Raw genomic sequence first — 11704 nt, 5'->3', positions numbered from 1 at the left:
CAGGCTCACAAGGACGGCATGCGCCCGGAGCGCACGATGATGAGCAGTACCGGGGCGCCCAGCAGCGCAGTAATGACCCCGAGGGGCAGCTCCGCCGGGGCACCGATCACCCGGGCCAGGGTATCGGCCACCAGAATCAGGCCGGGGCCAATAGGCAGGCACAACCACAGGGTCCTGCGAATATCCGGTCCGGCCACGGCGCGGGCTATGAAAGGCACCACCAGCCCGGCAAAGACCAGAGGTCCAGCCAGGGCAGTGGCCCCTCCCACCAGCAATGCCACGGCCACGACCACCAGGGCGCGGATTCGCCCAGGGCGGTGCCCCAGTCCCAGGGCGGCACGTTCGCCCAGTGACAGTGCGGCCAGCGGCGATGCCACGATCACCACGAGAACACCCGCTACCGCCATGGAGGGCAGCACGGCAGCCAGGTCCGATAACGAGGTGCCGGCAATACTGCCGGTAATCCAGAAGCGGATTTCGTCCGCGGCCCGCTGGTCGGCCAGCATCATCACCGAGGTCAGTGATAGCAGCAGGCCCGTTACCGTGGCCCCGGCCAGCACCAGCCGGACCGGGTCCGCCGCCAGCCCGCGGGACCGGGTTGCCAGCATCACCAGGGAGCACCCGGCCAGCGCGCCGGCCTGGGCAACAAGGGTAGTCATGGTGGCGGAGCTGGCGCCCAGCAGAATCGCCAGGGTGACCGCAAAGGCGCTTCCGCCACTCACCCCAAGAAGCCCCGGCTCGGCCAGCGGGTTCCGGGTCAGGGCCTGCAGCAGGGCGCCGGCCACTGCCAGGGCCAGACCGGTTGCCATCGCCGTGGCCATCCTGGGCAGCCGGAGTTCCATGACTACGAAGCGGGCTTCGTCACTGCCGCTCCCCGTGAGTAGCTGCCAGGTGTCCGCCGGCCCAACCGGGCCGGCGCCCCACAGCAGGCTGGCCACGGCCGCGGCAAGAACGAAAAAAACCGCCACAGGCAGTGGCGGCACAAAGGCACGAGATGCAAGCGTGCGCTGACAGGCGTAATCGGTCATCAGGGTTGCTGCGTTAGGGCGTTCTCAATGTCATCAAGAATGGCGAGGGCCGCCAGCGGGCCGGACGCGCTGGTCCACAGGTGGCCGTCCACCGGTATCACCTGGTCATCACTGTTGGCGTTCAGGCGCTGGAAGGAGGGTGACTGCCGCGCGGCGTCCAGGGCTTCTCGACCGTCATCGTTGATGGTCGCCAGGAAAATCCAGGGCTGGTCCATGAGGGACAGGTTTTCCTGGCTCAGGGGCTGGCTGTGGGGGCGACCTTCCTGAACGATATCACCATCTTCGACCTCGAACCCCGCTGAGGCCAGCACGGTGGCGGCGAAGAGATTTTCTGACATCACCAGCGGACCCTGGGGCATCCAGCGGACCAGGGCAGCATCACGCTGTTGCTCTGGTATGGCGCCGGTCACCTGTTCGCGAACTTCTTTCGCACGTTGCTCAACCCGGGCAATGACGTCGTTAGCCTGGCCCTCCCGGCCAAGGGCCCGGGCGAAGCCGGCCAATTCCTGCTTCCAGGTGTCCTGCCGGAACATGGGCACGTCCAGCACGATGGTGGGCGCCATCTGCGACAGCAGCTCGTACTGGTCCCTGCTGGTCTGACGGGTGGCCAGAATCAGGTCCGGCTGCAGGGCCAACACCGCTTCCAGGTTGGTCTCGCCCGGAGCCCCAACGATCCCGATATCTCCGGCGGCTTCCCGGATATAGCCGGCCACATGCTGGCCGCCCCGGGTAATGATCGCACCCACGGGCTGCACGCCAACGGCGATGGCCGAGTCCAGCGCGCCTTCGTAGAGGGTTACGACTCGCTCCGGCTGGCCTTCCACCGTGACGTCACCGTAGAGGGTTTGGATAGTGCGAGTCTCGGCCAGGGCGTTCTGGCTGATCGCCAGCATGGCCAGGCCAGCCACCAGCCCCTGACGGAAGCGATGAATAAGGGATGTCTGCATGGTTTCTCCGTTGTGGCCTCGGCAGGGGGCCGGCGATGCGATCGAAAGTGTATAGCAAGCAACTCTTTTAATGATAATGATTCACATTAAATATTGAAAGGTGCTAGATTGGCACGACCTGTTGCACGAAATGGAACGATTGTGAAATGTACGATCTCAAGGAACTGCAAGCCTTTGCCTCCGTAGTTCGCACGGGCAGCCTGACCGCCAGTTGTCGGGAACTGGACCTGCCCAAGTCCACCCTGAGCCGCCGAATTCGCCAGCTGGAGGAAGCCGTTGGGCAACCACTGCTGTCGCGGCAATCCCGGCAGATCTATCCGAATGATGCCGGACGACTGTTCTATCGCTACAGCCACGAGATCCTGGCCCTGGTTTCCCAGGGGCATGAAGCCCTGGACGAGCTGAGGGAAGGAGTGACCGGCGTGCTTGAGCTGCGGTGCCACGAAGCCTTTGTACGTGGATGGTTCGCCGGTATCGTGGACAGTTTCATGGAGGAGCATGAGGGGCTGGAAGTCAGCATCCGGACCCAGCAGCAATCACCGGAGGCCATGACGGAAGCGGTGTGTATCTGGCTGGGGGCGGTACCGGAGGGCAACTTTCGCTGCGAGGTGCTCGGACGCCTGACCCAGGGGATCTACGGCAGCCCGTCGTATTTCGTTCGCCGGGGCTGCCCGCAGTCGCCTTCGGAGCTGGATCAGCACCCCTGGATCGACATGCTGGGTGGTGATGAACAGGGGGTAGAGCTGAGCCATCCGGTGCATGGTCCCTGGCCGATCCGACCACGGGCAGGGCGGTTCAGCGTAGACCAGTACTGTGTTCAGGGAGACGCCATTGCAGCAGGGCGCGGCGTCGGGCTGATGCCTCACTGGCTGGCGGATCGCCGGCTGGAGGCCCACCCCGGCCAGTTCCAGTTGTGCATGCCGGGTTGGCATGGTCCGGTGTTGCCGGTGTCGCTCCTGTATCCCCACGGTATCCTGCCCCGTCGTAGCCGGATGTTCGTCCAGCACTTGCGGGCATCGGTTCCCCCCGAGTGGCGGCTGGCAAACGACCGACCCCGTTCCGTTCCGGAATCCGGAACATATCATCCCGCCCAATGAAGATTGCCTTTGTGTTAATGTTCCACGCAAATGATATTTATTCGCATTAAATGCGAGTTGTTTTTGCTGCACTCTTGAACACAAAGGAGAACTACATGCGTCGTCCCGTGACCCTCCTGGCGTCCTCAGTTGCCCTGGCAACCTGGGGTTCGCCGTTGCTGGCCCAGTCCTCACCCCTGGAACTTGGGGAAATCGTTGTTACTGCTTCTGGCTTTGAGCAGAACATTTCCGATGCGCCGGCCAGTATTTCGGTGATTCCCGGAGAGGAGCTGCGTAAGCGGTCCTATTCGGATATCACCGATGCGGTAAAGAACATTCCTGGCGTGTTCGTGAATGGTGGCGGCAATGCGCAGGATATAACCATCCGGGGCATGACCGAGGGCTACACACTCTACCTGGTTGACGGTCGCCCGGTTTCTGCTGGCCGCAACATCAATACCAACGGCCAGGACGGGGGCAAGCAGATCGCGTTGCCACCAGTATCCGCGATCGAGCGCATAGAGGTGATTCGCGGTCCCATGTCCTCCCTGTACGGGTCGGAAGCCATGGGCGGCGTTATTAACATCATCACCAAAAAGGCGACGGACGAGTGGAGTGGTTCCATCACCACCGAATACACCAAGTCCCTCAACGATGTAAATGAGGACGCCCAGCTGGTCAGTCTGTACAGCAGCGGCGGACTGATTCCGGGGTTGCTCGGGCTCCAGGTGAATGGCTCCTGGCAGGGAACCGACGAAAGTCACTACATCGGTGGTGACGACAACGCAGAAAGTACGCCGGACAGTGACCGGCGCCAGGGCGGCGCCACGCTGATTTTCACGCCGGATGACAACAACGAGATCGAGCTGGGCTATAACCGGGCGGAACTGGAGTTCACCCATAATCCGGGAGTAAGCATCGCGGAGACGGATAGCCGCGGTAACCCCAACGCGGCCAGTACCTATGAGTACCAGAAAGATGTCTATGTGCTGGGCCATCGTGGAACCTACGGTAACCTGACCCTGGACAGTTATCTGCAGCGGGATGAATCCGAGCGGGTGCAGGATCTGAAAAAAAAGGAGGAAATCACCACGCTTAACAGCCAGGGTACCTGGCTGATGGGCCGCCACATCGTCACGTTTGGCGGCCAGTACAAATACGAAGACCTGACCGATGAAACCAACGGTCTGCTGGGAACGGGTATTCCAACCGCCACCCGCAGCGTTGACCGCTGGATTGCTGCGCTGTTTGCCGAAGTGGAGTGGGGTGTGCTGGATGACCTGAGCATTACCACCGGTATCCGCTATAACGACGACGAGCTCTTTGGTGGGCAGTGGACGCCCCGTGTCTACGCGAACTATCGGCTGACACCGGAGTGGACCTTCAAGGGCGGCGTTTCCACAGGCTACAAGCAGCCCAGCCTGCCGGAGGCTACGGAAGGCTTTGGGCGGGGCACCGGGGGCGGTGGTTCACCTGCACCGCACCCCCGGGCACTGATTATTGGCAACGACGACCTGGAGCCGGAAACCAGCGTCAGCTATGAAGCCGGCTTTGTGTTTAACAGCCTGGCGACTGACCTTGATGCCAGCGCGATGGTGTTCTACACCGAGTTCGACGACAAGATTGCAGAGGACCGTTTCTGTAATCCCGGCGGGGACCGCGATGACCCATCCTCCTGGCAGTGCGCCTACGAGGGCAACAACTATCTTTTCCTGAGCACCCGGGACAATATCGACGAAGCGTCCATGCAGGGGGTCGAACTGTCCCTTGACTACGGCATTACGCCAATCTTGACGTTCAGTTCCAGCTATACCTACACAGACTCAGAGCAGAAGTCGGGTGACTTCGAGGGTGAGCCCCTTAACAAGATTCCCAAACATATGGCGAACGCCGGACTGGACTGGCAGACGACTGAGCGCCTGAACCTCTGGCTGGACGGGAACTACCGGGGTGAAACCACGGATTACCTGAGTCGGACCAGTATGGCCGACGGCACTCCCGACTACACCTTCGTCGACGTGGGCATGGTCTACGCCCTGAACGACAGTGCCCGCGTGAAGGCTGGCCTCTATAACGTGGCGGACAAGGAAGTGACCAATGACACCTACGGCGTCGTGCTGGACGGCCGCCGTCTTAATCTCGGCCTGACGGTCGATTTCTGACTGGAAAATATGGATTGGAGAGCATGGATATGACCATCAAATCATTGGTTGCGGCTGCCCTGGGCACCGCCATTCTCACGGGCTGCGCCTCTTTGAGCCAGGAACCCACCGGGCCGGATGTGATCAGCTTTGACCACGGCGCCACCGATACCCTGGTGGCCCTGGGGCTCGACGAAAAAATCGTGGCGATTCCGCAAACCGGGTTGCCCGAGTACCTGGGCGACCTTTCGGCCGGTCGACCGGATGCGGGTAACCTCAAAACCCCGAACCTGGCTGTGGTACGTGAGTTGGCCCCGGATATGGTGCTGGTCACCGGCCGTCAGGCGGAGAGCCTGGAGGAGTTGCAGGCCATCACCCAGGTACAGGATGTTTCCCTGCTGGGGGATGACTTCCGCGAAGCGGTGCAGATCCGGGTACTGGGGCTGGCGACCCTCTATGGCCAACTGGATGAAGCCGGTGAGCAACTGGGTCAGTTGTGGCGGTTCGTCGAAGAACAGCGGGATGGGCTGGCCGGTAGTAACCCCGTGGCTGTTGTAACCCACAACCAGGGCAAGTTCTCCCTGCGGGACGAGCCGGTGGTGTTCCAGTTGTTGAACCTGGAAGCGCCCCGGGTTCCCGAAGGCGTGGAGAGCGTGACCCGGGGTACGCGGGTGTTCACACCACTTACCCCGGCAAACCTTACAGCCATGGCGCCGTCTCATCTGTTCGTGGTCGACCGCAGTGCGGCTATTGGGGACGAGCCGCTGGACGTCGACCAGCTGCGCCGTGACCTGGACGCTGCTGGTGCCGGGACGATCGACGTGACCGTGCTGTCACCGGAGCTGTGGTACCTCTCCGGTGGCGGGCTGCAGAGTGTGCGATTGCAGGTGGAGGAAGTCGTCGACGCGCTCCGATAGCCGCTGTGACTGGCCGGGACTGTAACGCCCGGTCAGTCAGTTTGTTCTCCCGGTATTACATGGTCCTGGCAAACAGCCGGAACGGCATGGCCTTCAGCAGGTAGCTCAACAGTGTCCACGGCCACCAGGGCACATACGCCCGGCGCTTCTCGCTGTCGATAGCTTTTACCAGCGCCCGGACACCGGTCTCCAGGTCGACCCGGAAAGGCGCGTTCTTCACGTCCCGGTTGATGTCGGTAAGGATGTAACCGGGCAAGATGCTGGTGACATTGATGGGTGTACCCAGGGTGTCCAGTTGCAGACCCTCCGCCAGGGAGGCCACGGCGGCCTTGGTGGCCGCATAGACATTGAACGGCCCACGGAAACCCCGCACGCCACTGACCGACGACATCAGCACCAGATGCCCGGTATTCTGTTCACGGAAGATTTCCATGGCCGCTTCACACTGGGCGATGGCGGCGACAAAGTTGGTCTCCGCCGCCTGCCGGTTGGAGGCAAAGTCACCATGGCCGATGGCGGACTTGCTGCCCATGCCAGCGTTCACGATCACCCGGTCCAGGGAGCCCAGCTCGGCCCGGAATTCCCGGAATACCTCAAACACTCGGTCGTAGTCGCACACATCCAGTGAACGCACGGCCACCTCGATGCCTGGGTGCTTTTGCCGCAATTCACCCTGCAACTGTTCCAGTCTGTCCGTGCGCCGCGCGCACAGGGCCAGGTTGCAGCCCTGTGCCGCCCAGGCCCGGGCCATGCCTTCACCCAGGCCGGTGCTGGCGCCGGTGATCAGAATGTTCTTGCGCATCGAAATTTTCCTTCCTGGTGAACCTGTCACTTGAATGACATGTAGCTTGCGTAGTCTTGCGGCTCGGCGTCAATGTTTGAGCGCCGGAAGGGGATTATGGCCATTGGAGGGCAAGACGTGTTTTCTCCAACCCGGTTTCCAGTGAGACAAGAAGCATGGCCCCTATCCAGCCGCCGCCTACGAACCATGTTCGCTACGCTACCATTCTTCTGGGTGTCCTGATTGTCAGCTTTATCTGGTCGTCATTCCTATACCAGGTGCTCAGTCTGCGGCAGGACCCTGCCTACATTGAGCTGACCACCCGTGATATGCCGGGAATCGTTGCACCCCTGCAGGCGTTGCAGTTCCGTCAGCTGATTCTCAACCTGCTTATGACGCTGCTGGTGACCGCCATTAGCATCTGGTTGAAACGCTCCCTGACCAGCCAGCAGGCGGCGTTCCAGGCCCTGCAGGCCTCCCAGAACGCCAATGCTGAACTGATTGAGCGGTTGGAAACCGAGCACGCCCGCAGCAGCCGCGCAGCGGCTATTGATCACCTCAGCGGCCTGCTGAACCGGCGCCAGTTTATCGACCTTGCCAATGGCTTGCTGACAGAACAGCGGCGTCAGCGGCGGCTGAGTGCACTGATCTTTATCGACCTGGACCGGTTCAAGGCGATTAACGACTCGCTGGGCCACCAGGTGGGGGATCAGTTGTTGCAGGCTGTTGCCGGCAGGATACAGCGATCACTTGGCAAGGAGGACCTGGCAGCGCGCTTTGGCGGTGACGAGTTTGTGGTCATGCTGGCGGGGGAGCAGAGCGAGGGCTCCATAGAGCAATGGGTCATTGGCCTCAGCCAGAAGTTATCGTCCACCTACGAGCTTGATGGCGTGGAGATCAACAACAGCCCCAGTATTGGTATTGCGATCTGTCCGAGGGATGGCCAGTCCCTGGAGGACCTGATCCAGGGCGCTGACGCCGCCATGTACTCGGCGAAGCAGGCCGGACGCGGCCAGTACCGTTTTTTTGACCAGTCCCTGAACCGCAAGGATGTGGAAAGCTTCCTGCTGGAACAGTCGTTTGCAGAAGGCCTCAGCAACCGGGAATTCGTTCTTCACTATCAGCCACAGGTGGACCTGGAAACCATGCGTGTAACCAGCGTGGAAGCCCTGGTGCGCTGGCAACACCCGGAGTTCGGGCTGTTGTATCCGGACCGGTTTATTGGCCTGGCGGAGAATAGCGGGTTTGTCCTGCCGCTGGGTCTGGAGGTCATTCGCCTTGCCTGCGAACAGGTAGCCGAGTGGCGGGATGCCGGCCTGGATCCGGTGCCGGTGGCTGTGAACGTATCGCCCCACCAGCTGGCACGCGGTGAGTTCCTGGGGCAGGTACTGGCTATCCTGGAGGCTTACCAGGTTGCACCGGCGATGCTGGAAATCGAGATCACCGAAACAGCCATGCTGGACAAGCAGGCGGTGACTCAGCTCCATGAGCTCAGGAAAGCCGGTATCCGGCTCGCCCTTGACGATTTCGGTACCGGTTACGCCGGCTTTGCCCACCTGGAAGCCGTGCCGGTGGACAAGCTGAAGATCGACCGCAGCCTGATCTCAACCATCTGTAACAGCCACGACGACAGTCCGATCGTGTCATCCACCATTATCCTGGCCAAGCGCATGGCGCTGAAAGTGGTGGCAGAGGGGGTGGAAACCCGCGAGCAGGTGGTACACCTGAAGGTAGCAGGGTGTGATGTGGTGCAGGGTTATCATCTGGGTCGGCCAATGCCGGCAGCGGACCTTCCCGGGTTCCTGGAACAGTTTCATCGGCTGGAGTCGGTGGCCTGAGCAATGCTGACAGTCACCTGAAAAGGCTGTTGCACCGGGCTTTTTGACAGGGGGCGGCAATCAACGCATGGTTAACAGATTCCCCCTAAACCTGTCAGGAGTCAGGCCATGCCCCAGGTGCGCATTCCCTTTAACGAGCTGGTGTCCTTGCTGGCCGAGGTCTTTCGCAGGCATGGCACCTCGGAAACCGTCGCCAATGCGCTGGCCCGCAATTGTGCCAGCGCCCAGCGGGATGGCTCTGACAGCCATGGAGTGTTCCGGATACCGGGCTACCTGTCGACGCTGGCCAGCGGCTGGGTGGATGGCCATGCCGAGCCGGTTGTCGAGGATCGTGCTCCGGGCTTTGTCGCCGTGGATGCCGGCAACGGCTTTGCCCAGCCGGCCCTCGAGGCAGGCAGCCAGCTGTTGCTGGACAAGGTGGGCGACAACGGCATCGCGCTGATGGCGATCCGTAACTCCCACCATTTTGCGGCGCTCTGGCCGGATGTGGAGCCTTTCGCCCGTCAGGGTCTGGTGGCGCTGGCACTGGTCAACAGTATGGCCTGTGTGGTGCCTGCCGGTGGCCGCAAGCCGCTATTCGGCACCAATCCCATCAGCTTCGCCGCACCCCGCACCGGCCATGATCCGCTGGTGTTCGACCTGGCCACCAGTGCCATTGCCCATGGTGATGTGCAGATTGCGGCGAAGGAGGGCAAGGCCCTGCCTGAAGGCTACGGTGTGGACGCGCAGGGCCAGCCCACCTGTGACCCGCAAAGGATTCTGGATGGCGGTGCCCTGCTGCCCTTTGGTGGCTACAAGGGCTCAGCCCTGTCCATGATGGTGGAACTGATGGCCGCAGCGCTCACCGGGGGCAACTTTTCCTTTGAATTTGACTGGTCTGGCCACCCGGGGGCCAAAACTCCCTGGACCGGGGAGCTGTTGATTGTCATTGATCCGGCCCGCGGTGCAGGCAGCAATTTTGCCGACCGGACGGAAACCCTGGTACAGGCCATGGTGGGTGCCGGTCAGGCGCGACAGCCCGGAGACCGGCGTTACCGGCAGCGGGCCGAGTCAGAGCGACTGGGTGTGGCCATAGCCAGTGCTGATCTTGCTTATCTGGAGGGGCTGGTTGACTGAAAGGGCTGTGGGCCCTGCTCAGTCATTGTCAGCCGAGGCCCGGGCCGCCTTGCGTTGCTCCAGGTAGTGCTGGATCTCACCGATAATGCCCCGACGGAACACCAGTACCACCACCACGAAAATGGTCCCCAGAATCACCTGGACCCAGGAGCCGAATGAACCCAGCTCATGGGTGAGGGTGGCGACGGTGATGGCGCCAAGCACCGGGCCGAACACCGTGCCCATGCCGCCTACCAGGGTCATCAGAACCACCTCGCCGGAGGTCTGCCAGTGGGCTGACGTCAGCGAGGCAAACTGGAACACCAGCGCCTTGGTGGACCCCGCCAGGCCGGCCATGGTTGCCGACAGTACGAAGGCCAGGAGCTTGAAACGGTCCACGTCATACCCGAGGGAAAGCGCCCTGGACTCGTTTTCCCGGATCGCCTGCAGCACCTCACCAAAGGGCGAGTGAATGGCCCGATAGATAATGCCGAAACCGATCAGGAAGATAGCGAAGACCAGGTAGTACATGCTCTTTTCATTGCGAAGGTCGATAAACCCGAGCAGCTCGCCCCGTGGAATGCCCTGCAGTCCGTTTTCCCCGCCGGTGAAAGGCAGTTGCAGGCACAGGAAGTAGATGATCTGGGCCAGGGCCAGGGTGACCATGGCGAAATAGATGCCCTGTCGGCGAATGGCCAGGAAACCGAAAAACGCTCCGATAACAAAGGCAAAACCGGTGCCGGCGAGAATGCCAAGCAGGGGTGGGAACCCCCACTCTTTCAGGGCAAAGCCGGCAACGTACGCAGCACCCCCAAAAAAGGCGGCATGGCCGAAGGACAGCAGCCCGGCATAGCCCAGCAGCAGGTTGAAGGCGCAGGCGAACAGCGCAAAGCACAGCAGGTCCATGACGAACACCGGGTAGGCCAGGAAGGGCGCAACCAGGCCCAGAACCAGCATGATGGCAAACAGGACTTTATTCATCATGGGGTTACTTCTCCTTGCCAAACAGACCGGCCGGGCGGAACAGCAGCACCAGCACCATCAGGAAGAAAATCACGGTATTGGCTGCTGGCGGGTAGAACACCTTGGTCAGGCCTTCCACCAGCCCGAGGGCCAGGCCGGAGAGGATGGCCCCCATAATCGAGCCCATCCCGCCGATCACCACCACCGCGAACACCACGATGATCAGGTCGGCGCCCATCAGCGGGCTGACCGAGTAGATGGGCGCTGCCAGTACCCCGGCCAGCCCCGCCAGGGCGGCGCCAAAGCCAAACGTCAGCGTAACCATCAGTGGCACATTGAGGCCGAAGGCCTGGGTCAGTTGCGGATTTTCCACACCGGCCCTCAGCCTCGACCCCAGGCGGGTATGTTCAATCACGTACCAGGTGGCAAAACACACCACCAGGGAAAAGACGATGGCGAACATGCGGTAGGTGGGGAAGAACATGAACCCCAGGTTCAGCACGCCCCCCAGCACTTCCGGCTGACCCGGGTAAGGGGTGCCGGAAACATTGAAGTAGTTAGCAAAAAGACCTTGCAGAATCAGGGTGATACCGAAGGTCAGCAGCAGCCCGTAGATATGGTCCAGGTCTGCCAGCCGTTTGAGCATGGTCCGCTCGATGATAATGCCCAGTAGGCCGACCACGAGGGGTGCCACGATCAGCGATCCCCAGAAACCGATCTGCAGGCTGATACCGAACCATTGTTCCAGGTAGGAATAACCGATCAGTGCGATGAACGCCCCCAGCATGTACATGGCGCCATGGGCGAAGTTGATGATATTCAGCAGCCCGAATATCACCGCCAGGCCAAGACTCAGCATGGCGTAGAACACACCTACGTTCAGCCCAAGCAATGCCTGGGACAGGATGACCTGCATCG

Annotated in this window: 9 protein-coding genes and 1 pseudogene; 5 read left to right on the top strand and 5 right to left on the bottom strand. The window is 61.5% G+C overall.

The window, feature by feature from the left end; genetic code table 11:
• Positions 1-5 precede the first annotated feature (5 nt).
• Together ACESMZ_RS07690 and ACESMZ_RS07685 are read right to left on the bottom strand one after the other, a co-directional pair.
• Entirely contained in the window at positions 6-1028 is a 1023-nt protein-coding gene (locus tag ACESMZ_RS07690; protein ID WP_372972438.1) for a FecCD family ABC transporter permease, read from the bottom strand.
• Positions 1028-1975: an ABC transporter substrate-binding protein gene (locus ACESMZ_RS07685; RefSeq protein WP_372972437.1), complete on the bottom strand. Its 948-nt coding sequence runs from the start codon at positions 1973-1975 to the stop codon at positions 1028-1030. The genes ACESMZ_RS07690 and ACESMZ_RS07685 overlap by 1 nt, the downstream gene beginning before the upstream one ends.
• 146 nt (positions 1976-2121) lie before the next feature.
• Between ACESMZ_RS07685 and ACESMZ_RS07680 the strand changes: the two genes are divergently transcribed.
• The 3 genes from ACESMZ_RS07680 (at position 2122) to ACESMZ_RS07670 (ending at position 6109) form a co-directional block, all read left to right on the top strand.
• A complete protein-coding gene (locus ACESMZ_RS07680) occupies positions 2122-3072 on the top strand; it encodes a LysR family transcriptional regulator (protein WP_372958698.1) in 951 nt (316 codons plus the stop codon).
• Between the two features lie 95 nt (positions 3073-3167).
• A complete protein-coding gene (locus ACESMZ_RS07675) occupies positions 3168-5213 on the top strand; it encodes a TonB-dependent receptor domain-containing protein (protein WP_372972436.1) in 2046 nt (681 codons plus the stop codon).
• Positions 5214-5242: 29 nt separating this feature from the next.
• Positions 5243-6109 carry an ABC transporter substrate-binding protein gene (locus ACESMZ_RS07670; RefSeq protein ID WP_372958700.1) on the top strand — a complete coding sequence of 289 codons (867 nt, stop codon included), beginning with the start codon at positions 5243-5245 and terminating at the stop codon, positions 6107-6109.
• A gap of 55 nt (positions 6110-6164) precedes the next feature.
• Here the strand turns inward: ACESMZ_RS07670 and ACESMZ_RS07665 are convergent, their stop codons facing one another.
• The gene (locus ACESMZ_RS07665; protein ID WP_372958701.1) at positions 6165-6911 is read right to left on the bottom strand and encodes an SDR family oxidoreductase; all 747 of its coding nucleotides are present in this window, start codon (positions 6909-6911) and stop codon (positions 6165-6167) included.
• A 317-nt stretch (positions 6912-7228) separates the two neighbouring features.
• Between ACESMZ_RS07665 and ACESMZ_RS07660 the strand changes: the two are divergent.
• A pseudogene (locus tag ACESMZ_RS07660) lies at positions 7229-8728 on the top strand (putative bifunctional diguanylate cyclase/phosphodiesterase); the annotation flags it as partial.
• Positions 8729-8836: 108 nt separating this feature from the next.
• Positions 8837-9844, top strand: coding sequence for an Ldh family oxidoreductase (locus tag ACESMZ_RS07655; RefSeq protein WP_372958702.1), 1008 nt, complete (start codon positions 8837-8839; stop codon positions 9842-9844).
• Positions 9845-9862: 18 nt separating this feature from the next.
• Here ACESMZ_RS07655 and ACESMZ_RS07650 read toward each other — a convergent pair whose 3' ends face one another.
• Positions 9863-10807 carry a branched-chain amino acid ABC transporter permease gene (locus ACESMZ_RS07650; RefSeq protein ID WP_372958703.1) on the bottom strand — a complete coding sequence of 315 codons (945 nt, stop codon included), beginning with the start codon at positions 10805-10807 and terminating at the stop codon, positions 9863-9865.
• Between the two features lie 4 nt (positions 10808-10811).
• Entirely contained in the window at positions 10812-11702 is an 891-nt protein-coding gene (locus ACESMZ_RS07645; RefSeq protein WP_372958713.1) for a branched-chain amino acid ABC transporter permease, read from the bottom strand.
• Between the last annotated feature and the right edge of the window lie 2 nt (positions 11703-11704).

The organism is Marinobacter sp. (genome assembly GCF_041690615.1).
Lineage (GTDB): Bacteria > Pseudomonadota > Gammaproteobacteria > Pseudomonadales > Oleiphilaceae > Marinobacter.
The sequence above is the reverse complement of the archived record's forward strand: the minus strand, read 5'-3'. Positions and strand labels throughout refer to the sequence as shown.

Excerpts from the sequence above, each read along its gene's own strand:
- ACESMZ_RS07685 (WP_372972437.1), bottom strand. The coding sequence starts at position 1,975 with ATGCAGACATCCCTTATTCATCGCTTCCGTCAGGGGCTGGTGGCTGGC.
- ACESMZ_RS07675 (WP_372972436.1), top strand. The coding sequence starts at position 3,168 with ATGCGTCGTCCCGTGACCCTCCTGGCGTCCTCAGTTGCCCTGGCAACC.
- ACESMZ_RS07645 (WP_372958713.1), bottom strand. The coding sequence starts at position 11,702 with ATGCAGGTCATCCTGTCCCAGGCATTGCTTGGGCTGAACGTAGGTGTG.
- ACESMZ_RS07665 (WP_372958701.1), bottom strand. The coding sequence starts at position 6,911 with ATGCGCAAGAACATTCTGATCACCGGCGCCAGCACCGGCCTGGGTGAA.
- ACESMZ_RS07690 (WP_372972438.1), bottom strand. The coding sequence starts at position 1,028 with ATGACCGATTACGCCTGTCAGCGCACGCTTGCATCTCGTGCCTTTGTG.
- ACESMZ_RS07670 (WP_372958700.1), top strand. The coding sequence starts at position 5,243 with ATGACCATCAAATCATTGGTTGCGGCTGCCCTGGGCACCGCCATTCTC.
- ACESMZ_RS07655 (WP_372958702.1), top strand. The coding sequence starts at position 8,837 with ATGCCCCAGGTGCGCATTCCCTTTAACGAGCTGGTGTCCTTGCTGGCC.
- ACESMZ_RS07650 (WP_372958703.1), bottom strand. The coding sequence starts at position 10,807 with ATGATGAATAAAGTCCTGTTTGCCATCATGCTGGTTCTGGGCCTGGTT.
- ACESMZ_RS07680 (WP_372958698.1), top strand. The coding sequence starts at position 2,122 with ATGTACGATCTCAAGGAACTGCAAGCCTTTGCCTCCGTAGTTCGCACG.